Below are 24025 nucleotides of genomic sequence, written 5' to 3' on the forward strand. Positions count from 1 at the left end.
ACACTTTCGCTGACGCTTCTATGACAAAGCGAGAAACTGAATAGCATTCAGACCATAAAAGTACGCCTCCCATTTGCGAACACAAAAATAAACTGTATATTCATACAGTATAATTAAATATATCCACAAGGAGCGTGCGATGTCTTTCAGACCCTTTATGAATCACCTTCGAAGCGAGATGCGTATACGTAGCTACAGTATGAAAACGGAAAAATCTTACTTATATTGGACTCATTAATTCATTCGCTTTCATAAGCTAAAACACCCAAATCAGATGAGGGCAGATGAAAATTAGAGCTTATTAGCAGCATTACATGTGTTTGATTCGCGCTGACGGTCGAGGGAGGTACGACCTGAGATTTGCGCAAGCGAATTGAATTACATGGAATGGTGCCTCGAAGTGTTTTGAGATCACCGATGCTGGTTGCTTGTAGATCTAAAAACAGGTCGGGGTAAGATACCCCTCCTACGAAATGCGGGGTTGGGCGATTTAGCTCATGGGGGCAGCAGGCTTGATCGCGGGGTGCAACCCGCTCCTACGAAATGTGGACTGGACGATTTATAGCTCAGCAATTTGGTTGAGCGTTTCTGGGTGGCGCTTGACCAGCTTCAGTAAGGTAATGGCTTGACCATTTGGAACACTACGCCCTTGTTCCCATTTCTCCAAAGTGCGAGCAGAGGTATGGAGTAAGCGAGCGAAGACTCCACGTGACATGTTGAATTGCTCACGGATACTGACGATTTCGCTAGGTGTGATTTTTAGTTCCGACACATCATTAACTTGATGAGTTTTAAGTGTCAGTTTACCTTCGGAGTGTGCTTTCGCTTCCCCTAACGCTGAGTTTAGCTCTTCAAAAAAATTACGATTGCTCATCGCGCCAAGCCTCCATAAAAGATGTGCCGCTAAACTATACGCCAATAGCGTATAAGTGACAAAGCTATCGCTTTGATCGCCGATTGAATCGGCTCGTACAAACAGAGTCTCATTAGCGACGTTCCATGTGTTTGATTCGCGCTGACGGTCGAGGGAGGAACGACCGAAGATGTGCGCAAGCGAATTGAATTACATGGAATGGTGAAGCAAAGTGGTTTCAAACGCCGAAGCTGGTTGCTTGCAGAGCTTAAAACAGGTCGGGGTAAGATACCCCTCCTACGAAATTTGGGCTTGGGCGATTTATATCATGGATGCGTGCTTGGTCGCGGGGTACAACCCGCTCCTACAAGACACTGTCTTATTAGCAACGCTCCATGTGTTTGATTCGCGCTGACGGTCGAGGGAGGAACGACCGAAGATGTGCGCAAGCGAATTGAATTACATGGAATGGTGAAGCAAAGTGGTTTCAAACGCCGAAGCTGGTTGCTTGCAGAGCTTAAAACAGGTCGGGGTAAGATACCCCTCCTACGAAATTTGGGCTTGGGCGATTTATATCATGGATGCGTGCTTGGTCGCGGGGTACAACCCGCTCCTACAAGACACAGTCTCATTAGCAGCATTCCATGTGTTTGATTCGCGCTGACGGTCGAGGGAGGCACGACCGAAGATGTGTGCAAGCGAATTGAATTACATGGAATGGTGCCGCAAAGTGGTATCAGAGCCCCGAAGCTGGTTGCTTGCAGATGCTGAGAGGTTGGTCGGGGTAAGATACCCCTCCTACGAAATGCGGGGTTGGTCGCGGGGTGCAGCCCGCTCGTACATGGCGAGTTTGTTAACCCCTCCCTCACCCTCCCCTTAAAGAAACAAGGGGAGGGAATCCGATATTTCTTCAGAGTCCCCTGCCCTTGGTAATCGGGAAATTGAATTGCCTCTGTTATGAGGCAGTTCAATTAGGCGAGGTTTAGGGATATGTCCCAGTCTTTCCAGACGACTTCGCGGCCTTGGGCGCGGATGTCGTTGGCGACTTCGGTGACGCTACGTTCGTCGCTGACTTCAAATTGCTCGAGGGCTTCTTTCGCGTCATCAGCATAGCCGCCCGGTTGGGTTTTCGATTCGGCACTCATGGTGGTGAAGCCCATGCGTGCGGCGTGGTTACGAAACTCCGGTGATTCGCGGGTGGAGAGACTCATTTCTAGGTCAGCATCAAATAAGCGCCATGCGGCGATCAGTTGTACCAGTTCCAGATCAGAAATCACGGACTTGGGTACGATGCCGCCAGCACAGGGACGAATGCGCGGAAAGGCAACGCTAAAGCGTGAGCGCCAGTGGCGTTTTTGCAGGTGTCTTAGATGGTGCGCCATCATAATGGAGTCGGTGCGCCAGTCATCCAAACCAAGCAAGACCCCTAAGCCGATTTTATGGACCTTGGCTTGGCCGATACGATCCGGAGCGTCCAAGCGATAGTTAAAGTCGGATTTATTGCCACGCAGATGATGCTCAAGGTAAGTACTGCGGCGGTAGGTTTCTTGGTACACCAAGACGCCATCTAGGCCGAGTTCTTTTAGCTGAGCGTACTCTTCCATTTCTAGCGGTTGCACTTCCATGGACAGCTGGCTAAAAGCAGGCTTAAACAGTGGCAGCATGCGCTCGAAGTATGGCATAGAGACTTTTTGGGTTTCGCCGGTCACCAGCAAGATATGGTCAAAGCCCTTTTGCTTGATGGCGGCGATTTCACGCTCGATCTGGGCTTCGTCCAAGGTTAAACGCTTGATGGCGTTGCTCATGGAAAAGCCACAGTAGGTGCATTCGTTGGCGCATGTATTGGACAAATACAGCGGCGCAAACAAGCTCACCGTCTTGCCAAAACGCTGCAGTGTCAGGCGCTCGCTCTCTGCCACCATCTCATTGATAAATGGCTTGGCGGCTGGGGAGATCAAGGCGGCAAAGTCATTGATATCGCGCTTAGGTTTGGCCAGCGCTCGACGCACATCCGCTTCGGTAGCGTTTTGGTGCTGAGCGGTGGTCGCGTCCCAATTTAGCGCTTCTAGCTCCGCGCTAAATTGGCCTGCTACCGCTGGGCTTTGATGTAAGACTCGTATGGCGCCACTCATGATAGCTCCTTGAGGAACTCGGTAAATGGGCTGGACGCTTCTGCGGTCTGCTGCACTTTGCCAGTACCAGACTCATAGGCCATGCGCCCTGCTTCCACTGCCAGTTTAAAGGCTTTACCCATCATTTCCGGTTGGCTGGCGACCGCCATGGCTGTGTTGACCAATACCGCATCCGCGCCGGCTTCGAGCGCGGCCGCCGCATGGGACGGTGCGCCAATACCGGCATCGACGATCACAGGCACAGTGCTTTGCTCAATAATGATGTCGAGGAACGGCTTAGAGGCCAAGCCTTGGTTGGAGCCAATCGGTGCACCAAGGGGCATAACACATTGCGCGCCCACTTCTTCTAAGCGTTTGCACAACACAGGATCGGCGTGGATATAAGGCATCACGACAAAGCCTTGACGCACTAGCTCTTCGACCGCTTTTAGGGTCTCGATCGGATCAGGCATCAGGTAGCGTTGATCTGGGTGGATTTCCACTTTAACCCAGTTGGTTTCCAAGGCTTCTCGGGCCAATTGTGCGGCGTAAATGGCTTCTTTGGCGTCTCGGGCACCAGAGGTATTCGGCAATAGCTTAACGCCCAGCTGCTGCAGTGGCTTTAGGATATTGTCGGAGCCGGCTTTTAAATCCATACGGCGCAAGGACAAGGTGGTCATTTCACTGCCACTGGCCAAAATCGAGGCGATCATCTGCTCTTGGTTGGCGTATTTTCCCGTGCCGGTAAATAAGCGTGATGAAAAGGTATGACCTGCAATCGTTAATGACATATTAACCCCCTGCGATGGATTCAAAGATATCGATACGGTCGTTGTCCTTTAGCAGGCACTCCGACCATTGGCTGCGTGGCACCACTTGTTGATTAACTGCCACGGCCACGCGCTGCTCAGCACTGACAATGCTGTTTAGTAGCTCCGTTAAGGTACTATGCTCTGACTGAACAGGCTCATCATTCACATACAGCTGCATGAGCCTCTCCTTGTGCGTTGCTGATCACAGCGTTCAACAAAGACTGCGTGGCGGCTTTTGGATCGTCAGCACGCGTAATCGCGGTCACTAGAGCAATGGAATCCACGCCGGTCGCTTTGACTTTTGGTAAGCGTTCCGCGTTGATGCCACCGATGGCAACCGTTGGGTAGGCGCCATTGATCAGTTCCACATATTGACCTAAACGGGTTAAGCCCTGTGGTTGTGATGGCATGTCTTTGGTCACGGTTGGGAAGATATGCCCTAGGGCGATGTAGCTTGGCTTGAGGTTAAAGGCACGCATGATTTCAAAGTAGCCGTGAGTGCTGATACCCAAGCGTAAGCCCGCCTGTTGAATGGCCGAAAGATCCGCCACTTCAATGTCTTCTTGCCCCAAATGCACACCGTAAGCGCCCAGTTCGATCGCCAGTTGCCAGTAGTCATTGATAAAGACTTGCGCGCCATGCTGCTCACCTAAGGCGATGGCTTGCTGGATTTTTTGCTTTAGGTCTGGGTCGTTCGGATCTTTGATACGTAATTGCGTGGTGGTCACACCCTGCTCTAACACCAGAGCTAGCCATTCCACTGTATCAACCACTGGGTAAAGGGTGAATAGCTCTTTGCGAATCGAACTAAACTCAGCGCCATCAGCAATCACATGGTCGTCAGCAAAGCTGGTGCGTGGGAACCAAGCTCGATCTTCGGGCCAGCCTGCCCCTGCGGCACGGGCTTGTTGCGTGAGCCAAGCCAAAGCTAGGGTCATCGCATCCAAGTGTTCGTAGCCTTGCTCAATAAAGCAGGCCAGCGCCACCGCGAGATCATTTTGGTTTACCTTGGTCAGTTTCTCAGCCTGAAAGTAAGCAATACGCTGATCGGGTAGCTGAACCGTAACCAGATTGTCTTGGCATAAGGCTTGGAAAACGATATTAGCCGTATCCAATTCACGCACAAATTGCCACGTTTCCGTACCGGTGATCAGTGCTAATCCGTTTTGATGGGATTCAATTCGGACATCATCCGTTGTGGAGTGAAGCACTCGACACCCTAGGTGTCGAGTGTTGTCCAAAACAGATGATTTAAACCCAGCATCACGAAACGCTATCTGTTTAACATCTGTTGTGGTCATTTACTGTTCCGTCTCTAGCTCGTCTTCGGAATGCTTATCTGCTTTTAGCTTGTCAGTCGTTAAATAGACATCACTGCCTAGCTCTTTAAACTGCTCAGACATTTGTTGCATGCCTTCTTCGGCCGTCACATCTACCGCTTCGATCTTCTCAAGGCCAGCGGCGTAGTCACGCACTTCTTGGGTGATCTTCATCGAACAGAATTTTGGACCACACATAGAACAGAAATGTGCCACTTTGCCCGATGCTTGCGGTAGCGTCTCATCGTGGTAAGAGCGTGCTGTTTGCGGGTCAAGAGACAGGTTGAATTGATCTTCCCAACGGAATTCAAAACGAGCTTTTGACAAGGCATTATCACGTACTTGGGCCCCTGGGTGACCTTTGGCCAAGTCTGCGGCGTGAGCGGCGATCTTGTAAGTGATCAGACCTTGTTTCACGTCTTCTTTGTTAGGTAGACCCAAATGCTCTTTTGGCGTCACGTAACACAGCATGGCACAGCCGTACCAACCGATTTGTGCGGCACCGATACCTGAAGTAATGTGATCGTAACCTGGTGCAATATCTTGTGTTAGGGGGCCTAAGGTGTAGAACGGCGCTTCATGACATTGCTCAAGTTGCAGATCCATGTTCTCTTTGATCAGCTGCATTGGCACGTGTCCTGGGCCTTCGATCATCACCTGAACATCGTAGTCCCAAGCAATTTTCGTAAGTTCACCTAGAGTGCGTAGTTCCGACAATTGTGCTTCGTCGTTGGCATCCATGATCGAACCCGGACGTAGGCCGTCACCTAGGGAAAGGGCCACATCATAAGCCGCACAGATTTCACAGATTTCTTTGAAACGTGTGTAAAGGAAGTTTTCTTCGTGGTGCGCTAGACACCATTTCGCCATGATGGAACCACCACGAGACACGATGCCGGTTAGACGTTTCGCTGTCATTGGCACGTAGCGTAGCAAGACACCACAGTGGATGGTGAAGTAGTCCACGCCCTGCTCGGCTTGTTCGATTAGGGTATCGCGGAACACTTCCCAGTTTAGGTCTTCGGCGACGCCATCTACTTTTTCTAGAGCTTGGTAAATCGGCACCGTACCGATTGGCACTGGCGAGTTACGTAGGATCCATTCGCGAGTTTCGTGGATGTTTTTGCCAGTCGACAAGTCCATCACGGTATCCGCACCCCAGCGGGTTGACCATACCAGCTTCTCTACTTCTTCTTCGATGGAAGACGTTAGCGCCGAGTTACCGATGTTGGCGTTCACCTTCACTAAGAAATTACGGCCAATGATCATTGGCTCGGTTTCTGGGTGGTTGATGTTATTAGGGATGATGGCGCGGCCTTCAGCCACTTCTTTACGCACGAATTCTGGCGTAATTTCCGTTTGAATATTGGCACCGAAGCTGTGACCTGGGTGTTGTTTCAGCAACAGCTCAGATTTGATTGCCTGTAGGTTTTGATTCTCACGGATGGCGATGTATTCCATCTCTGGCGTGATGATGCCTTGGCGCGCGTAATGCATTTGCGTCACGCATTGGCCGGCTTTGGCCTTGCGTACCGTTGGCAGGTGCTTAAAGCGCAGCTCGTCTAGTTCGTTATTTGCTAGACGCTCTTGAGCGAAGTTTGAGCTGACGCCTTCTAGCACTTCGGTATCGTTACGCGCTTCAATCCATTGCTGACGAAGTGCTTTTAGACCCACATGTACGTCGATGTTTTCCGCTGGATCGGCGTAGGGACCCGCTGTGTCGTAAACGTAAATTGGCTCGTTTGGCTCAAAGGTAAGGTTATCAGGATCCGAGCCGATCGGCGTATCGGTTAGGTTGATCTGGCGCATTGGCACTTGAATAGATTCATCAGAGCCTTGCACGTATATACGCTCAGACGACGGAAATGGCGTCGCCTGCAAAGACTCAATAAAGGCTTTGGCTTCTAGACGGGCTTTTTCACGTGTTTTTTTGTTTGGCTTTGGCATTGTAGTCGACATAAGCAGATTCCCATTATGTTTGTATTTGGAAAAAATGCTTGTCAGGAGGACACGTACTTCCACGTACGCGCGGTTGTTTTTAGGCCCATGCCGTTTCACTTTAGGCTTGGGTAAACAACGCTATTTCAGCAGAAAAGAAATGATGCTTTCTTGTTCCCTTCGCAGGTATTAGCCTGATCAGGTTCTGCGGATCCCGCATTAAAATGCGATCTCAGCCAATTAAGGCACTCCGACAAGTTGCGCATCAGTATACGCGTTTAGGCGTCGCTGTAAACTCCCAAAACGTGATGAAGGTTTGAAGCCGTTACTCTTCGTTCATCGCCAACGCTTGTTTGTACAAGGCGTTTTTCTTCTCCCCAGTAATCTCAGCTGCTAGCGCGGCAGCTTGTTTTACTGGCAGTTCTTTCAGTAAGATTTTTAGAATTTTAAGCGCTTCGCTATTGTCTTCTTCCGCTGCAGGCAAAGACACCATCATCACGAATTCACCACGAGTCTGGTTGCTATCTTCGGTTAAAATGCGCTGAATTTCAGCTACCGAACCATTCAAGAAGGTTTCAAATGTTTTCGTAATTTCACGGGCCAACGCCACCTGAACCGACTCACCCCACACTGCTTCTAGGTCCGCCAAACAGTCCAAAATACGGTGGGTGGATTCGTAGAAAACGACTGTGCCAAGGCTTGGTACCCAGCTCGACATTTCATCACGACGAGATTTACTCTTTGCTGGCAAAAAGCCGACAAAGCTAAAACGGTCGGTCGGTAAACCCGAGGCACAGAGTGCGGTAATGAGCGCAGATGGACCCGGTACAGGCACGACTTTATGGCCTTCTTGGCGCAAGAAATTGACCACATGATAACCCGGATCAGAGATCAAAGGTGTGCCCGCGTCGGAGATCAAGGCAACGTTTTTGCCGTCATTTAACAAGGAAGCAATGTAGGAAGCTTTGTCGCGCTCATTGTGGTCATGTAGAGCAAACAGCTTGGTGTCGATACCAAAATGATTCATTAAACGTTTGCTATGACGGGTGTCTTCTGCGGCGATAAAGTCAACTTCTTGTAAAACTCGTTTTGCACGATCCGTAAAATCATCCAGATTGCCAATTGGGGTCGCTACAATGTAGAAGGTTCCTCTCACATCATTATCAGACTGTGTTACCATGATTCCTCTTTTATAGGCTTAAGTATTGCGTGCATATGAGTTTGTTTAGATCCCGTATCATACCACTTTCCTTGGTTACATTGTCGCTAATTGGTTGTGGTGCTATTGAAACTTCCATGCCTGGTCCGGGCATGTCGAATGCTCAAATGGAACAAGGTGCAGATTTATCTGATTACAACTACGCCCTAGCACAAGCTCAGGCACAATCTACGCCAGAGCAAGCAGCGCCATATTACTGGGCAGCAGCACAAGCATTGGTGATGGATGAACAGTTCCTTAAGGCGCGTACTTTACTGGAAACTTATGTCTTACCAGTACGCAGCCCAAGCCAATTTGATGGCTACTTGCTGATGAGTGATATCGCCTTGGGACAAGAAATGCCGATGCTGGCACTGCAGATGCTTAGCCAAGCAACACAATTAGCGTCCGCCCAGCGCCCTGGCAACAACATCAAAATGTTGCAACAACGCGCTAAAGTGATGGCCTCTTTGGATAATTGGCCCAATGCTGTTAAAGATTACATGCAGTTAAGTCTGATGCTGCCGGCGGAGCAACAAGAGCAAAACCGTAGCCATCTATGGCAGGCCATTCAGAACTTAACCGATAACGAAATGAGCTACCTTGAAGGTAACCAATTACCGTTATTGGATGGTTGGCTAGACGTGTCTAAAATTTTACGTCAGCAAGCCCTCACCGTTGAGCAGCAAGTGCAAGCTTTCCAAGAGTGGCAGCAAATCCATGGCAGTCACCCAGCGGCGATTTATCCTCCGCTGGATTTCCAGATTATGGCCACGCTGGAACAGCGTATGCCAAACTCTGTGGCCGTGCTGCTGCCGATGAGCAGTGAGCTGAAAGTCGCTTCCGAGTCCATCTTGGACGGCATTTTGCAACAGTATTACGCCAATAGCTCAGCGCAGCCCAATCTGCATATTATCGATACCGACCAATATGACCAGTTTTCGCAGGCCTATTTCGCCGCCCTAAACTCAGGCGCTGAAACCATTATTGGCCCACTGCGTAAGCAAAATGTGGCGCAGCTTGGCGACCTAGTGCAAGACATCCCGACCATCGCTCTGAACCAGTTGGAAAGCAATCGTATTATTCCAAACTTGTACCATTTCTCACTCAACGTGAGTGATGATATCCGCGAGCTGATGGCGTTTGCTAAGAAAGAAGGGGCTGAAAACGCAGCCATTCTATCGATGGAATCCACTTGGGCACTGCGCCAAAGCGATCAATTCAAAGAGGTTGCGAAACAAACTAACCTGCCAGTGCTCACTTCCTTGTCTTACGAGAACACCCCGATTGGTCGTGCTCAGGCGGTCAAACAGTTACTGCAAGTGGACGAAAGTGAAGCGCGTATTCGCAGTGTGCGCCAGTGGACGCGACAGGATGTAGAGTCCACTCCGCGCGCACGCCAAGATCTGGATTACGTCTATTACGTAGGCAAACTAGGCGACGCTAAACAAATTCGCCCACTGCTGAACTTTTACTTTGCCGAAGACATCCCAATGCTGGCATCGCAGACGATCCACGATAAGACGCCTAGCTCAAATACCAAAAGCGAAGACATCGAACGCATTATCTTTACTGAGCTGCCAGCGGTGTTGTCCGAGACCAGCCAAGGTGGCAACGCACCGTTTGTGCTGCAGCGTCTTAGCGCACTTGGCAATGACAGCTATTTGTTGGCCAAACGTTTAGCACTCTTTACCAATGTCAAATCCGCGAAGGTATCCGCCCAAACAGGAATCATCACACTGGACGATGATGGTATATTCAATCGTCGGCCAAACATTGTGACCTATAAGCAAGGAGAGCTTATTGATGCTAAGGAAAGTTATTTCGCCCAGAAAGAAGCTGAATGACGGTGCCGCCGCAGAGCAACTGGCGGAGCGCTATTTAGTTGAGCAAGGCTATCAATGTATCGCCCGCAATTTTCATTCGCGTGTGGGCGAAGTGGATTTGATTATGCGCCACGGCAACACCATTGTCTTTGTCGAAGTGCGTTATCGAGCCAACACTTCTCGAGGCACAGCCTCTGAGAGTGTCACGAAACACAAGTATCTCCGCTGCCTTAAAACAGCAGAGTATTGGTTAACCAAAAACAATTTGCAAAACAGTCAGTATCAGATCGATGTGATCGCCATAGACGGCCAATTGAGCGTCGATAACTTACACTGGCTGCAAGCAGTGCAGATATAGTAGTCACCTATGGATTATCAAGAAGCCATTTACACTCAGTTTGCCCAGAGCTTTGAATCACAACAGTACGCACTGGAAACCCTCCCACCCTTTATTGAACACGCGGCAAAGGTACTGTTTAACAGCATCGCTAATGGTGGCAAAGTGGTGGCCGTAGGCAATGGTACTGGCGCCTATATTTCCCAGTACTTTAGCACCTTACTGCTGGATCGTATGGACCGAGAGCGCCCAGGGTTACCTGCGGTATCCCTCACCAGCAACGGTAACGCCCTACTGGCGATCACCCACAATGACAGTTACCACGACGTGTTTTCAAAACAAATCACGGCCATTGGCAACCCTGGGGATGTGCTGTTTGTGGTTGCCAACAAGGGCAACACTTCACCGATCATTCAGGCCATTCAGGCAGCTCATGAGCGCAAGATGAACATCGTCGCGCTGACCACACCAGACGCGAAAAACGTATCCTCGCTGACCTCTCGAGATGATACAGAGATTAAGATTAATTTGACCGGTACGGCGCGGGTGCAAGAAGTGCAAACAACTGTCGTGCATGCCTTGGTAGACCTACTGGAACGACAGTTGTTTGGGTATGACGACTAAATTTCGTTTATTTAACGACTTTTAGGGTAAAGCCTTTCTTTGGTGGCTCCGGTGGCGTTGGTTCTGGCTCCGGAGTCTCATCAAACTCCTCTGGTGGAAACACCAAGCCATCACTGTTCTCTTTCGCATACAGCGCAATCGCTGCTGCCATCGGCACATACACCTGCATCGGCTTGCCACTAAAGCGCGCCTCAAACGACACCGCTTCTTTATCGATGTGCAGATGACGCACAGCACTCATGCTGATGTTCAGCACGATCTGGCCTTCATTGACGAATTCACGAGGCACTACGGCACCCGGAAAGTCAGCATCTACCAATAAATATGGCGTTAGACTGTTATCTGCAATCCACTCGTAAGTGGCATTCAGCAAATAAGAACGTTTTGGAATCATTCACTGCACTCCAGAAAAAATAAAAGGGGCTAAGCGCCCCTTTTCATATACGTTAGCGCACCTTAGTCAAGGCGCATTTCTTGCTCTGCTTCAGAAAGGCTTTCTTTGAAAGACTCACGCTCAAATACAAGGTCCATGTATTTGTACAGACCAGGCGCTTGAGATTTCTCAATTCCCACACCCAGTACCGGCAGACGCCACAAGATTGGTGCTAGGCAGCAATCTACGATGGTGAACTCTTCACTCATGAAGTATGGCTTTTCTTCAAAGATTGGTGAAACGCTGATTAGGCTCTCACGCAATTCTTTCTGTGCTGTCTCAACTGCATCGCGATCTTTGCTAGTCAGAATCGTATCCACTAGCACCGCCCAGTCACGCTGGATACGGTACATGTAAAGACGGCTGTCAGCGCGTGCAACAGGGTACACAGGTAGCAATGGTGGATGCGGGAAACGCTCATCCAAATATTCCATCATCACGTTTGGTTCGTACAAAACAAGTTCGCGGTCCACAAGAGCCGGCAACTCGTTGTAAGGGTTGATATCCGCCAATTCCTCTGGCTTGTTGAAAGGATCAACATCAATAATATCTACGGTTACCGCTTTCTCAGCCAAAACGATACGTACGCGATGACTGTAATGATCTTCTCCATCAGAGAAGAACGTCATTGAAGAGCGCTTTGCAATAACACCCATGTATAACCCCTATTCAATAAACAACGAAAACCCCATGAAGGGGTTAACTTAACAAACTAATTTGTAAATGTCCCTCCACTGGAGGGACATTTCGGCAAAACTCAGCAGATCATTAGTGAAGTTCACGCCAGTATTCTTTGTTCAACAGGTATGCGAAGATACCGAACAGAACAATAAATAATAACACTTTTATGCCCAATGATTCAGCCTGTAAACGGCTTGGTTCTGCTACATACACCAAGAAATTTGTAATATCGTAAGCGACTTGGTCAAATTCTTCTTCAGACAATTGGCCTTCTGTCTTCTGCACTACAACATTACATTGCTCTTCCGTTAAAACATCGCCGGTAAGTGTATCAAATTTTGGCTTGCCATGCTCATCCAATGCAGGCGCTTGTGCACAAGTCATGTGACGCACACCCTGTAGATGTTCAAGCACGTTTGGCATACCAACACTTGGGAACACTGTATTGTTAACACCCCAAGGACGTGTCTCATCTTCGTAAAAAGACTTTAGGTAAGTGTATACCCAATCGTGACCACGTAGACGCGCCTCCAGCGTTAGATCCGGTGGTGTCGCACCAAACCAGTTCTTGCCATCACCTGCGTCCATGGCATTGGACATCAAGTCACCGATCTTTTTACCAGAAGGTAGCAAGTTTTCTTCAAACAAGTCCGCTGGAATACCCAGATCATTGGCAGCACGCTCATAGCGCGCATAGCCCATTTCATGACAGCCAGCACAGTAGTTAGTGTACAACTGCAAACCACGCTGCAAAGACGCTTTGTCGTGTAGATCCGGTGCCATATGCTCTAAGTGCACCCCTGCACCACCAGCCGCGAAAGTCATCGCCGACGCGAACACCAGCGCCACTGTTGCGAAAATCTTTTTCATTATTACACCCTCTCCGGAACTGGTTTAGTACTTTCCCACTTGGTATAGAACGGCATCAAAATGAAGTATGCGAAGTACACCACTGATGCAAGCTGAGCGACGGTTGTACGGCCTTCTGTTGATGGCAATACACCCAACACACCCAATACCACGAAACTAATGCAGAAAAGAACCAACGCCACTTTACTCATCCAACCTTTGTAGCGCATAGCTTTCACTGGGCTACGATCTAACCAAGGCAGAACAAATAGGATGGCAATGGCACCGCCCATGGCAACCACACCCCAGAACTTAGCATCCAAACCAAACAGCGGGTACGTCACCGCACGAAGGATGGCGTAGAATGGTGTGAAATACCAAACTGGCGCAATATGCTCCGGTGTTTTCAGCGGGTTAGCCGCCTCAAAGTTTGGCTTCTCTAGGAAGTAACCACCCATTTCAGGGAAGAAGAACACCACACCACAGAAGACGAATAGGAACACTGCCACACCAACAATGTCATGCACTGTGTAGTAAGGGTGGAAAGGGATGCCGTCTAATGGAATACCGTTTTCATCTTTGTGCTTCTTGATATCAACACCTTTCGGGTTGTTCGAACCCACATGGTGAAGTGCCAACAAGTGCAACACAACCAAGGCAACCAACACCAATGGCAGCGCAATCACGTGCAAAGAGAAGAAGCGGTTTAGGGTGATACCAGAGATCAAGTAGTCACCACGCACCCATTGCGCTAGGTCTGGACCAATCATTGGAATCGCACTGAAAAGTGAGATGATTACCTGTGCACCCCAGTATGACATTTGACCCCATGGCAGTAGGTAACCCATGAAGGCTTCAGCCATCAGTGCTAGGTAAATCGCCATACCAAACAACCACACCAATTCACGTGGCTTTTGGTATGAGCCGTATAGCAGACCACGGAACATGTGCAAGTACACGACCACGAAGAACGCCGACGCGCCGGTGGAGTGCATGTAACGAATCAGCCAACCGTATTCTACATCACGCATGATGTACTCTACCGATGCAAACGCACCTTCAGCCGATGGGTTGTAGCTCATCGTCAACCATACGCCCGTCAGCAATTGGTTAACCAATACCAATAAAGACAACACACCAAACAAGTAAAGAACGTTTAGATTCTTTGGTGCGTAGTATTTACTCATGTGTTTTTCGAAAGCTTGTGTAACCGGTAGACGCGCATCTACCCAAGCCATCAAATCTTTCATTGCAGCCATTATGCGTTACCTCCAGCGTCAACACCGACTTCGATAACCGAATCATCAATAAAACGATGCGGTGGCACCACTAGGTTCGTCGGGGCTGGTACACCCTTGTAGACGCGGCCAGCCAAGTCAAAACGTGAACCGTGACAAGGACAATTGAAACCACCTAGCCATTTCTCCCCCAAATCTTCAGGCGCGATTTCTGGGCGGTAGGTAGGAGAACAGCCAAGATGCGTACAAATTCCAAGTAAAACGGCAATCTCAGGATTGATTGAGCGGTGCTCGTTTTGCGCATAGTCTGGCTGCTGTTCAACCGTAGACGTTGGGTCTGCCAGTTGATCATTCAATTTGGACAAATCAGCAACACTTTGTGTCGAACGACGAACAACCCAGACAGGCTGACCACGCCACTCAACAATCATTTGCTGACCCACTTCTAGTTTACTAATATCGGCCTTCACCGGTGCGCCAGCCGCTTTCGCTTTGGCACTTGGATTCCATGAGGCAACAAAAGGCGTTGCGATCCCTACGGCACCCACTGCGCCAATCGCGCTAGTTGCACCTAATAGAAATCGACGACGGCCCTTATTTACGCCGCTTTGACTCATTATGGTTCTCTCCCACCAATTTACTGTCAACAAGCCCAAATCCATAAAAAAAATAAGGATTTGAATACTTTAACTGATGTTATGGGAAAGGGAATTTGGTGACAAGGCAACATTTTTGCACAATCACAAAACACTGATTTGAGACATAAAAAAACGCCTGCGAATGCAGGCGTTTTGAAGAATTCGAAGCGTAGTAAAAATTAACGCTTAGAGAACTGTGGACGACGACGTGCTTTACGTAGACCAACTTTCTTACGTTCAACCTGACGAGAGTCACGAGTAACGTAACCAGCAGAACGTAGAGTGCGACGTAGTGTCTCGTCGTATTGCATTAGCGCACGAGTGATACCGTGACGGATAGCACCTGCTTGACCAGAGATACCACCACCGCTTACTGTAACGTAAACGTCAAATTTTTCAGTTGCTTCAACTAGTTCTAGTGGCTGACGAACAACCATGCAAGAAGTTTCGCGACCGAAGTATTGCTCTAAAGAACGGTTGTTAACAACTAGGTTACCAGAACCTGCCTTTAGGAATACACGAGCGGTAGACGTTTTACGACGACCAGTTCCGTAGTATTGAGTAGCTGACATAATGATCTTCCCGTATTAGATGTTTAGTTCTTGTGGCTGTTGTGCTGTGTGCGGATGCTCAGCGCCAGCATATACTTTCATTTTCTTGTGCATAGCACGGCCTAGAGGGCCTTTTGGAAGCATGCCTTTAACAGCGATCTCAAGAACGCGCTCTGGAGCGTGATCAATCAACTTCTCAAAGCTCATAGAACGTAGGCCACCTGGGTAACCAGTGTGACGGTAGTAGTTCTTGTCAGAAGCTTTTTTACCAGTTACACGTACTTTCTCAGCGTTGATAACAACAATGTAATCACCAGTGTCAACGTGAGGAGTGTATTCTGCTTTATGCTTACCGCGTAGACGGCGAGCAATTTCTGTAGCCAAACGACCAAGAGTTTTGCCTTCAGCATCAACCACGAACCAGTCGCGGCGTACTTCAGCAGGTTTTGCAGTAAAAGTTTTCATTAAAAAACCCTTTATCATTTACATGCTGTGCGCATGTCAATACCTATTATTATTGGTTACGCGGTCAGGTTATGACGGCATAACGTACTCATACTCAAATTAAGAGCTCGCGAATTATAACCAAAGCACTTTAAAAACTAAAGCCCTTTCAGCAGTTAATTACGGACGATGCTCTAGGGCTAAGTATTCTTCTGATTGCATTTCCAGCAATCGACTCACGGTACGATCGTATTCGAACGCCAAACGCGTACCGATATAGATTTCAGGAATCGCCACTTCCGCCGAAATAATCACTTTGACATGGCGATCATAGAATTCATCAATCAAGTTAATGAAGCGGCGCGCCATATCATCGCGAGGCGAATCAAACTGCGGTAAATCCGAAATAATAATGGTGGAGTACAATTTAGCGATCTCAATATAGTCCACTTGGCTTCGTGGACCATCACAGAGCGCCTTAACCGTAAACCAAGCCACGTCTTCACAACTGCGTAGCAGAGGAATAGAGCGACCTTCGATTTCTACTTCACCACCTTCTTCGATGCTGTCTTGGTTAACCGCTAGGCTGCAAAAACGCTCGTTTAAGGCATCAGATGCTTCAGGCGTAAGTGGGAAATGGTATAATTTCGCTTGCTTCAAGGTACGTAAGCGGTAGTCGATGCCACCATCTACGTTCATAACTTTGGTGTGTTGATTCACCAAATCAATGGCAGGCAAGAAGCGCGCACGCTGCAAACCGTTTTTATACAAGCCATCTGGTTCAATGTTGGAGGTGGCGACCAATACCGTACCATTTAAGAACAACTGCTCTAACAGTCCCGCTAGGATCATCGCATCGGTAATGTCCGTGACAAAAAACTCATCAAAACACAGCACCTGTGCTTTTTCAGAGATTTGCTTACCAACGATTTCTAACGGGTTTTTGGTGTCGCTTAACTTGCGCAGTTCTTGATGCACCATTTGCATAAAACGGTGAAAGTGCAGTCGCAACTTGCGCTCAACAGGCAAACATTCAAAGAAGGTATCCATCAGGTAAGTTTTACCTCGACCTACACCGCCCCAGAAATACAGCCCTTGTTCAACATTAATGTCTGGTTTCTTTTTCTTCAGAAAACCAAACAGTGATTTTTGTGCTTTTGTCGGTTTTGAGCTATTTGCGACAATGCGCTCATACAAATCCTGCAAAGCCTGAACAGCTTCTTCTTGAGCGGGATCGTAGTTAAAGTCTGGACGTTTTAGGTCTTCCTGATATTTCGATAACGGGGTCATTGTTTGCGGATACACCATTGCATGTAAGATTGCGACATATTACCAAATAGATACAGAAACCTCACTATTCCCTATATTTCCCATGGTGTATTTCCGTTATAATTTGAAAAGATGTTTTGGGGAGTAAACCATGGAACTAGAAGTATTCGATATCATCGTTTTTGTTACTGGCATCATCGCTGGGTTCGTTGGCGCACTTATTTTCCGCGCAATGAGTAAGAAAAGCTCTAATGACAAACACTCATCAGGTGCCGCCATTGAGGCAATGCAACACGAAATGGAGCGCCGCCAAGTGCTAGCTGACGACCATTTCCTACAACTGTATGCTCACCTAGCCGCAGCAGAAAAGAAACTGGCTGACGCACGCAAAGCCGTACTTGATGGTGCTGCCACGCTAGCCACTGTTGAGCTAGAAAAACCTGAAGTTAACAGTGCAAACGGCACAGACTCAGAGGAAACTACCGCCCCACCACGCGACTACGCCGCCAAATCTGGTAATGATGAAGGCACGCTAAGCGAAAACTATGGCCTACACCGCAAAGCAGCGGAAGAGCCAAGCCGCGCAGCTTACTAAAACAGTCCGTCAAACAAACTAAAAAAGCCTGCTCATTGAGCAGGCTTTTTTATTGCCTGTACGCAACCTTGTTATTACGCAGGGTTCGGGATATCAATAAATTCGCAGTCAATTCCCCAATTATCACGAATGTGTTCAGCCAGCGCGCGCGGACCAAAACACTCGGTCGCATGATGGCCTGCCGCACAGAAATGAATCCCTTCTTCACGGGCCGTATGAATAGTCTGCTCTGACACTTCGCCGGTAATAAAGACATCAGCATTCGCTGCCAACGCTTTACCAATGTAGCCTTGAGCACCACCGGTACACAACGCCACTTCACTAATGGGCGCACCCGATACCGCCTCAAATAGCACTACTCGGCCTACAACCTGCTCAATGATCGCCTTAAACGCCGCTGGTGCCAGTGGCTCTTGTAGTTTACCGACCACACCAATACTTTCTTCTAATGGCTTTTCAGACTCCAACGGTCGTAACGACTCAACCCCTAAAGCACGAGCCAAGTTGGCATTATTACCCGCCAGCAAATGGGCATCCATTGGCAGATGATAACCAAACAAATTGATGTCATTTTTAATCAACGACGATAGACGGCGATATTTCATCCCCACAATTTCAGGGACCTCACCTTTCCAAAAATAGCCATGGTGAACAATGATGGCATCCGCTTGTTTTTCGATTGCAGCCTCAATCAGCGCCATGGAGGCCGTTACACCCGTAACGACTTTGTTAATCTCTTGTTTGCCTTCCACTTGTAAACCATTAGGCGCATAATCTTTAAATAAGCGCGGCTGGTACAACGCCGTCAATTTTCTCTCGAGTTCTGTTTTATTCATGATTACTCCATACACACTAAATAGTTTAAAAAGTCGTAATAGTCTTGTCTGGATACTACTGGGATTATGGCTCGGAACCGCCCTCTTATTTTGGCAGCACTATCAGCGCGAAAGCGGACAAAGCTTTGCCAGTGCCGCCGCAAAAACCGCTAATTCAGTGGTAAACATCTACACCTTCACCAACCAAACTTCTCCCTTTAATCACAATAGCAGCCAGACGATCACTAACCTTGGCTCAGGGGTCATTATATCGGAAGATGGCTATGTCCTGACAAACCACCACGTCATTCAGGGTGCCAGTACGGTGATTGTCTCACTTAACGACAAGCGACAAACTCGTGCCAGAATGATTGGCAGCGATCCCGCAACAGACTTGGCGGTACTGAAAATTGATTTAGACAACCTATCCCCCATTCTTCTTGGTAACAGTGATCACCTTATGGTGGGCGACCAAATCCTCGCCATCGGCAACCCATTTGGCATTGGCCAGACGGTCACGGCAGGCATCATCAGCGCGAAAGGTCGCGATAGCATTGGCCTGAACACCTACGAAAACTTCCTTCAGACCGACGCCGCCATCAACCCAGGCAACTCAGGTGGTGCACTGGTAGACTTAACGGGCCGCCTAATTGGCATTAGCTCCGCCATTTATTCTAGCTCAGGCGGCTCACAAGGCATTGGCTTTGCCACACCGATCAATGATGCCATCAGCATCATGAAATCTATTATCAAACACGGCAGCGTCATTCGTGGTTATTTGGGACTACAAGTACAAGAAAACAACCCTCAGGTTGCGACGGCGCTCAACTTACCCGTAGAAAACGGACTGATCGTCACCAGCGTCGTACCGCAAGGCCCAGCCGCCAAGGCAGGCATCCGCGCCGGAGATATTTTAACATCGATTGAAAAACGCACTAATCTAAGCGCACAAGACGCGCAACAGCTGGTATCCAGCTTAAAGCCTGGGGAGCGTATCAGTATTATGGGTATTCGTGGCACACAAAGCTACATCATTCAAGCTTTGGTGGAGAAACTGCCTGCGATGCAGGCAGTTGAGCAATAACTATCGCACTAAGTTGGATAAGCTGCTTTCGATGTTACCGCCAGCAATTCGGTTGGCTAGGAACGCTAGATAAGGACTTAAAAAGCCAGCATCTAACTCCCCTTCAATGACCCACTGCAGATTCGTCTGGCCATTGGCTGCAACTTCTATCTGTAATGTATTCGGTATCGGCTGCGTTTTTTGATTAGGCTGGACCGTGAAAGTGATCTCGTTCATTGAAACAGAATTAATCACAATGGATCCTTGTTTCGTCACTTCACCATCGTATTGAATCAGGTAACGGTTGCCAGGCTGAAGGGTTTCCCCACCTTCCTGTAGCACTAGGCTTCCTGACTCAATGTACACCCAATCCTTCCACGCTTCAGGGTTATACAGTCGCTCTTGAACCAAGTCGTACTGAGCACTTGGCGCCAGCGCACGACGCTCGATACGATAATCTGAAGGCAGAAAAAAACCCACAGCAACCGCCATTAAAATAATGACGGCCGCAATGCGGGTTACATAACGCAGAGATACCAGTGCTTGTGTTGGCTGCACTGATAACCTCCTATTTAAGCATTATCAATCATGCGGAATTCCGCAGAGACTGCGTGCGCTTCCAATGATTCACCGCGCGCCAATGGCGAAGCAATCTTAGCCAGCTCGCTTGCCCCTTGGTGTGAGCAGTAAATAATCGAGCTACGCTTCTGGAAATCATACACGCCCAATGGCGAAGAGAAACGCGCCGTACCAGACGTTGGCAATACGTGGTTTGGACCAGCACAGTAATCGCCCAGCGCCTCAGGTGTGTAACGACCCATAAAGATCGCACCCGCGTGACGGATTTTACCCACCCACTCTTCTGGATTTTCGATTGAAAGCTCCAAGTGCTCTGCAGCAACAATATTTGCCACTTCGATGGCTTCTTCCATCGAATCCACATGGATCAATGCACCACGACCTTCCAAAGACGTTTTAATGATCTCTTGACGAGACATGTCTTCGATCTGACGCTCCATCGACTCTTTCACTTTGGCAATAAAGTCTGCATCGGTACTGATCAAAATAGACTGCGCATCTTCATCGTGCTCGGCTTGTGAGAACAAGTCCATGGCGATCCAATCTGGATTAGACAAGCCATCGCTCACCACAAGAATCTCAGAAGGGCCGGCAATCATATCAATGCCACAGGCACCAAACACCATACGCTTCGCTGTCGCGACGTAAATGTTGCCAGGGCCGACGATCTTATCAACTTTAGGCACGGTTTCAGTACCGTAAGCCAAAGCCGCTACCGCCTGTGCGCCACCCACTGTGATCACGCGATCCACGCCCGCCACATGTGCAGCCGCCAATACGATATCGTTGACCACGTTGTCAGGTGTAGGCACTACCATCACGATTTCGCCAACACCGGCTACCTTTGCTGGCATGACGTTCATCAAAACAGAAGAAGGGTAAGCCGCTTTACCGCCCGGCACGTATACGCCGACGCGATCCAATGGTGTGATCTGCTGACCCAGCACGGTACCGTTGTCTTCTTCATATTGCCAAGATGGTTGGATCTGACGCTCATGGTAAGACTTAACACGCTCTGCCGCTTGCTTCAGTGCATCGACAATAGTGCTGTCGACACGTTCAGCTGCTTTGGCCAGCTCATCTGCCTCAATTACCAACTCTGCTGCGGATTGCACAGAACGGCGATCAAAACAGTTTGTCAGCTCAACCAACGCCGCATCACCTTCTTGACGAACGCGATTGACGATGTTTTCTACACTCTTTTGAACGTTAGCATCAGACACACTTTCCCAAGAAAGCAGCTGATCTAAGTCCTGACGAAAGCCATCATCTTTTGATGAAAACTGTCTGATATCTAATTTCATAATCTTCTAAGCCTCAGCAGATACTGCACCATTCAACATATCTAGGATTGGCTGAATGTGCTCATACTTAGTTTTGTAAGCCGCTTTATTGACCACTAGTCGCGTACTAATGTCCGCAATCAGATCACGCGCTTCAAGACCGTTTGCTCGTAGCGTATTGCCAGTATCAACAATGTCTACAATAAGGTCAGCTAAGCCCATAATCGGAGCCAGCTCCATGGCACCATACAGTTTGATAACATCCGCCTGAATGCCTTGCTCGGCAAAGTACGCCTTCGCAGTTTTAGTAAACTTAGACGCCACTTTAAGACGGCGATTCGGCAGTTCTTGACCTTGCACACCGGCCGTCATCAGACGACATTTAGAAATCTTAAGATCCAGCAATTCGTACAGGTTCTTGGTATTGGCTTCCATTAGGACATCTTTACCCGCCACACCAAAGTCTGCTACGCCGTGCTCTACATAAGTGGGTACATCTGTCGCACGCAGAATCACTAGCTTAATATGCTCATGGTTCGTATCAAAAATCAGCTTACGGCTTTTACTGATGTCTTCTAAAGGATAAATGTTCGCTTTCTCTAAAAGAGGCAGCGTTTCGCCTAAAATACGCCCTTTCGACAGCGCAATCGTTAAGGTTTCGCTCATTTTAATTTAGAACCCTTGATATCTTCGCACCCAATGCACCAAGCTTCTCCTCGATACACTCGTAACCACGGTCGATGTGGTAGATTCGGTCAATTTTGGTCTCACCCTCTGCCACAAGAGCAGACAGAACCAGCGATGCCGATGCACGCAAATCAGTCGCCATCACTGGCGCACCTTTTAACTTATCTTTGCCACGCACAATGGCAGTATTACCATTCACTTCAATGTCTGCGCCCATGCGCACCATTTCGTTGACGTGCATAAAACGGTTTTCAAAGATGTTTTCAATCACACTACCCACTCCTTCTGCCACGGCATTTAGGGCAACAAATTGCGCCTGCATGTCGGTTGGGAAAGCTGGGTATGGTGCCGTCGAAATATTAACTGCTTTAGCGCGACGACCTTCCATATCTAGTTCGATCCAGTCGTCACCACAAGTGACCTTAGCGCCCGCTTCTTCAAGCTTCGCCAGCACCGCTTCAAGACTGTCTACATCGGTATCAATGACGCGCACTTTACCGCCAGTGATGGCACCGGCCACCAAGAAGGTACCCGTTTCAATACGGTCAGGCATTACCGAGTAAGTTGTGCCGCCAAGACGCTCTACACCTTCAATAGTAATGGTATCAGTACCTTGACCGGTGATCTTCGCCCCCATAGCAATCAGACATTCTGCCAGGTCAACCACCTCAGGCTCGCGAGCAGCGTTTTCCAATACGGTCGTACCATCGGCCAATGCAGCGGCCATCAACAAGTTCTCCGTACCGGTCACGGTCACTTTATCAAAGAAAATACGCGCGCCTTTTAGACGACCATCTACTTTGGCAATGATGTTACCGTTATCGACAACGATGTCTGCGCCCATGGCTTCAAGGCCACGCAAGTGCAAGTCTACAGGGCGGCTACCGATGGCACAGCCACCTGGCAGAGACACCACAGCACGACCAAAGTGCGCTACCAAAGGGCCTAGCACAAGAATCGAAGCACGCATGGTTTTCACTAGTTCGTAAGGCGCTTCACAATTGTCCAGTGAAGACACATCAAGCTCAACATTCATGCGCTCGTCCACTACCACGCCACAACCCATAGAGCCAAGCAGCTCTAACATAGTCGTGATGTCATGTAGGTGTGGAAGGTTTTTAATGGTGATTAGATCTTTCGTCAGCAGTGTCGCAGCAAGAATCGGCAACGCAGCATTTTTTGCTCCTGACGCACGTACAACTCCATTTAGAGTATTACCGCCAGTAATCAGCAATTTATCCATTTACATCTCACTTAGAATTTAAAGACTTTCAAACTGTGCTGGCGTGTAAGTTTTCATCGTAATCGCATGGATGGCGCCCGATGAAATAGCTTCTTGCAAATGAGAGTTAACAAGCTGTTGTCTTTTCAAGGTATTTAGACCTTCAAAAGCCTCTGCCACTACGATCACTTGGAAATTACAGCCTTCACCTTGAGCGGTCACTTGGCTGCCTTCAATTTTTGATTCTAATAAAGCTTTCACTTCGGAGGCGTTCACAAAAACTCCAATATTTATTCAATGTTCTATGGCGGGTATTGTACCTTACCCAACAAGCTTTTTGTCAGCTTTATAACGCAAAAACAGGAGTTTCCTCCTGTTTACGATTCCTATGCAAACTGAAAAATGCACTCGACACCGTACAGTTTTAACATTTCTCGGAACTCTTCTCGACACCCTTTTAACGTTAAGGTATCGCTACGGCGTCGAATTTCAATCAATAGTGCGATAACGGGCGCATTAATCGCCTGCAATTGCGACAGGTCGAGGGAGCCATTTGCGTGATCGCTCGCCCCCTCCAACCTTTGCTTAATCTTTAATAAGCTGTCCGCATCATAATGACCGGTTAGACGCCACCCCTGTTCTGAGGCGTGCAATTCCATA

Annotated in this window: 27 protein-coding genes and 1 riboswitch; of the genes, 5 read left to right on the forward strand and 22 right to left on the reverse strand. The window is 48.6% G+C overall.

Annotated elements, in window-relative coordinates:
* Window positions 1–559 precede the first annotated feature (559 nt).
* The 7 genes from MAQ5080_RS03825 to rsmI form a co-directional block, all read right to left on the reverse strand.
* Window positions 560–874: a helix-turn-helix domain-containing protein gene (locus MAQ5080_RS03825; RefSeq protein ID WP_067207383.1), complete on the reverse strand. Its 315-nt coding sequence runs from the start codon at window positions 872–874 to the stop codon at window positions 560–562.
* Window positions 875–1824: 950 nt separating this feature from the next.
* The gene (gene thiH, locus MAQ5080_RS03830; protein WP_067207379.1) at window positions 1825–2985 is read right to left on the reverse strand and encodes a 2-iminoacetate synthase ThiH; all 1161 of its coding nucleotides are present in this window, start codon (window positions 2983–2985) and stop codon (window positions 1825–1827) included.
* Complete coding sequence (locus MAQ5080_RS03835) at window positions 2982–3755, reverse strand: thiazole synthase (protein ID WP_067207376.1); 774 nt, start codon at window positions 3753–3755, stop codon at window positions 2982–2984. The genes thiH and MAQ5080_RS03835 overlap by 4 nt, the downstream gene beginning before the upstream one ends.
* Before the next feature lies 1 nt (window position 3756).
* Window positions 3757–3954, reverse strand: a complete 198-nt coding sequence (thiS, locus tag MAQ5080_RS03840) for a sulfur carrier protein ThiS (protein ID WP_067207374.1) — start codon at window positions 3952–3954, stop codon at window positions 3757–3759.
* Window positions 3935–5077, reverse strand: coding sequence for a thiamine phosphate synthase (gene thiE, locus MAQ5080_RS03845; protein ID WP_067207371.1), 1143 nt, complete (start codon window positions 5075–5077; stop codon window positions 3935–3937). The genes thiS and thiE overlap by 20 nt, the downstream gene beginning before the upstream one ends.
* Window positions 5078–7054 carry a phosphomethylpyrimidine synthase ThiC gene (thiC, locus tag MAQ5080_RS03850; protein WP_067207367.1) on the reverse strand — a complete coding sequence of 659 codons (1977 nt, stop codon included), beginning with the start codon at window positions 7052–7054 and terminating at the stop codon, window positions 5078–5080.
* Window positions 7055–7191: 137 nt separating this feature from the next.
* A riboswitch (TPP riboswitch) is annotated at window positions 7192–7296 on the reverse strand.
* Window positions 7297–7358: 62 nt separating this feature from the next.
* Window positions 7359–8213, reverse strand: a complete 855-nt coding sequence (rsmI, locus tag MAQ5080_RS03855; protein WP_067207364.1) for a 16S rRNA (cytidine(1402)-2'-O)-methyltransferase — start codon at window positions 8211–8213, stop codon at window positions 7359–7361.
* A 131-nt stretch (window positions 8214–8344) separates the two neighbouring features.
* Between rsmI and MAQ5080_RS03860 the strand changes: the two genes are divergently transcribed.
* Genes MAQ5080_RS03860 through MAQ5080_RS03870 form a run of 3 tightly spaced genes read left to right on the forward strand, consistent with a single transcriptional unit; the run spans window position 8345 to window position 11018 of the window.
* Window positions 8345–10078 carry a penicillin-binding protein activator gene (locus MAQ5080_RS03860; protein WP_197464571.1) on the forward strand — a complete coding sequence of 578 codons (1734 nt, stop codon included), beginning with the start codon at window positions 8345–8347 and terminating at the stop codon, window positions 10076–10078.
* Complete coding sequence (locus MAQ5080_RS03865) at window positions 10038–10415, forward strand: YraN family protein (protein WP_067207358.1); 378 nt, start codon at window positions 10038–10040, stop codon at window positions 10413–10415. Before MAQ5080_RS03860 ends, MAQ5080_RS03865 begins: the two co-directional genes overlap by 41 nt.
* A 9-nt stretch (window positions 10416–10424) precedes the next feature.
* Window positions 10425–11018, forward strand: a complete 594-nt coding sequence (locus MAQ5080_RS03870; RefSeq protein ID WP_067207355.1) for an SIS domain-containing protein — start codon at window positions 10425–10427, stop codon at window positions 11016–11018.
* A 7-nt stretch (window positions 11019–11025) separates the two neighbouring features.
* Here the strand turns inward: MAQ5080_RS03870 and MAQ5080_RS03875 are convergent, their stop codons facing one another.
* The 8 genes from MAQ5080_RS03875 to zapE all read right to left on the reverse strand — a co-directional run bounded on the left by MAQ5080_RS03875 (window position 11026) and on the right by zapE (window position 17142).
* The gene (locus tag MAQ5080_RS03875; RefSeq protein ID WP_067207352.1) at window positions 11026–11412 is read right to left on the reverse strand and encodes a ClpXP protease specificity-enhancing factor; all 387 of its coding nucleotides are present in this window, start codon (window positions 11410–11412) and stop codon (window positions 11026–11028) included.
* Window positions 11413–11474: 62 nt separating this feature from the next.
* Window positions 11475–12107, reverse strand: coding sequence for a glutathione S-transferase N-terminal domain-containing protein (locus tag MAQ5080_RS03880; protein ID WP_067207348.1), 633 nt, complete (start codon window positions 12105–12107; stop codon window positions 11475–11477).
* Between the two features lie 112 nt (window positions 12108–12219).
* Window positions 12220–13002: a cytochrome c1 gene (locus MAQ5080_RS03885; protein ID WP_067207345.1), complete on the reverse strand. Its 783-nt coding sequence runs from the start codon at window positions 13000–13002 to the stop codon at window positions 12220–12222.
* Window positions 13003–13004: 2 nt separating this feature from the next.
* Complete coding sequence (locus MAQ5080_RS03890; RefSeq protein ID WP_414852731.1) at window positions 13005–14240, reverse strand: cytochrome b; 1236 nt, start codon at window positions 14238–14240, stop codon at window positions 13005–13007.
* Window positions 14240–14836, reverse strand: a complete 597-nt coding sequence (gene petA, locus MAQ5080_RS03895) for a ubiquinol-cytochrome c reductase iron-sulfur subunit (RefSeq protein WP_067207341.1) — start codon at window positions 14834–14836, stop codon at window positions 14240–14242. Before petA ends, MAQ5080_RS03890 begins: the two co-directional genes overlap by 1 nt.
* A 200-nt stretch (window positions 14837–15036) precedes the next feature.
* Window positions 15037–15429, reverse strand: coding sequence for a 30S ribosomal protein S9 (gene rpsI / locus MAQ5080_RS03900; protein WP_067207338.1), 393 nt, complete (start codon window positions 15427–15429; stop codon window positions 15037–15039).
* Window positions 15430–15444: 15 nt separating this feature from the next.
* Window positions 15445–15873 (reverse strand): 50S ribosomal protein L13, encoded by a 429-nt coding sequence (gene rplM / locus MAQ5080_RS03905; RefSeq protein WP_067207336.1) that lies wholly within the window; start codon window positions 15871–15873, stop codon window positions 15445–15447.
* A gap of 159 nt (window positions 15874–16032) precedes the next feature.
* Window positions 16033–17142, reverse strand: coding sequence for a cell division protein ZapE (zapE, locus tag MAQ5080_RS03910; protein WP_067207333.1), 1110 nt, complete (start codon window positions 17140–17142; stop codon window positions 16033–16035).
* Between the two features lie 130 nt (window positions 17143–17272).
* On the opposite strand from zapE, the gene MAQ5080_RS03915 reads away from it, so the two are divergent.
* On the forward strand, window positions 17273–17716 hold the full coding sequence (locus MAQ5080_RS03915) for a Z-ring associated ZapG family protein (protein WP_067207330.1): 444 nt from the start codon (window positions 17273–17275) through the stop codon (window positions 17714–17716).
* 74 nt (window positions 17717–17790) lie between these two features.
* Here MAQ5080_RS03915 and MAQ5080_RS03920 read toward each other — a convergent pair whose 3' ends face one another.
* Entirely contained in the window at window positions 17791–18552 is a 762-nt protein-coding gene (locus MAQ5080_RS03920) for a Nif3-like dinuclear metal center hexameric protein (RefSeq protein WP_067207327.1), read from the reverse strand.
* On the opposite strand from MAQ5080_RS03920, the gene MAQ5080_RS03925 reads away from it, so the two are divergent.
* Window positions 18551–19615 carry a S1C family serine protease gene (locus MAQ5080_RS03925; protein ID WP_067207323.1) on the forward strand — a complete coding sequence of 355 codons (1065 nt, stop codon included), beginning with the start codon at window positions 18551–18553 and terminating at the stop codon, window positions 19613–19615. The genes MAQ5080_RS03920 and MAQ5080_RS03925 overlap by 2 nt on opposite strands.
* Here the strand turns inward: MAQ5080_RS03925 and MAQ5080_RS03930 are convergent, their stop codons facing one another.
* The 6 genes from MAQ5080_RS03930 to MAQ5080_RS03955 all read right to left on the reverse strand — a co-directional run bounded on the left by MAQ5080_RS03930 (window position 19616) and on the right by MAQ5080_RS03955 (window position 24024).
* Window positions 19616–20152, reverse strand: coding sequence for an SRPBCC family protein (locus MAQ5080_RS03930; RefSeq protein WP_067207320.1), 537 nt, complete (start codon window positions 20150–20152; stop codon window positions 19616–19618).
* Between the two features lie 14 nt (window positions 20153–20166).
* Entirely contained in the window at window positions 20167–21477 is a 1311-nt protein-coding gene (gene hisD, locus MAQ5080_RS03935) for a histidinol dehydrogenase (protein WP_067207318.1), read from the reverse strand.
* A gap of 6 nt (window positions 21478–21483) precedes the next feature.
* Window positions 21484–22122, reverse strand: coding sequence for an ATP phosphoribosyltransferase (hisG, locus tag MAQ5080_RS03940; RefSeq protein WP_067207315.1), 639 nt, complete (start codon window positions 22120–22122; stop codon window positions 21484–21486).
* A 1-nt stretch (window position 22123) separates the two neighbouring features.
* The gene (murA, locus tag MAQ5080_RS03945; protein ID WP_067207312.1) at window positions 22124–23386 is read right to left on the reverse strand and encodes a UDP-N-acetylglucosamine 1-carboxyvinyltransferase; all 1263 of its coding nucleotides are present in this window, start codon (window positions 23384–23386) and stop codon (window positions 22124–22126) included.
* A gap of 18 nt (window positions 23387–23404) precedes the next feature.
* Window positions 23405–23641, reverse strand: coding sequence for a BolA family protein (locus MAQ5080_RS03950; RefSeq protein WP_067207310.1), 237 nt, complete (start codon window positions 23639–23641; stop codon window positions 23405–23407).
* 110 nt (window positions 23642–23751) lie between these two features.
* Complete coding sequence (locus tag MAQ5080_RS03955; RefSeq protein WP_067207307.1) at window positions 23752–24024, reverse strand: STAS domain-containing protein; 273 nt, start codon at window positions 24022–24024, stop codon at window positions 23752–23754.
* Window position 24025 lies beyond the last annotated feature (1 nt).

Origin of the sequence: Marinomonas aquimarina (assembly GCF_900089755.1) — a bacterium.
In the GTDB taxonomy this organism is placed as follows: domain Bacteria; phylum Pseudomonadota; class Gammaproteobacteria; order Pseudomonadales; family Marinomonadaceae; genus Marinomonas; species Marinomonas aquimarina.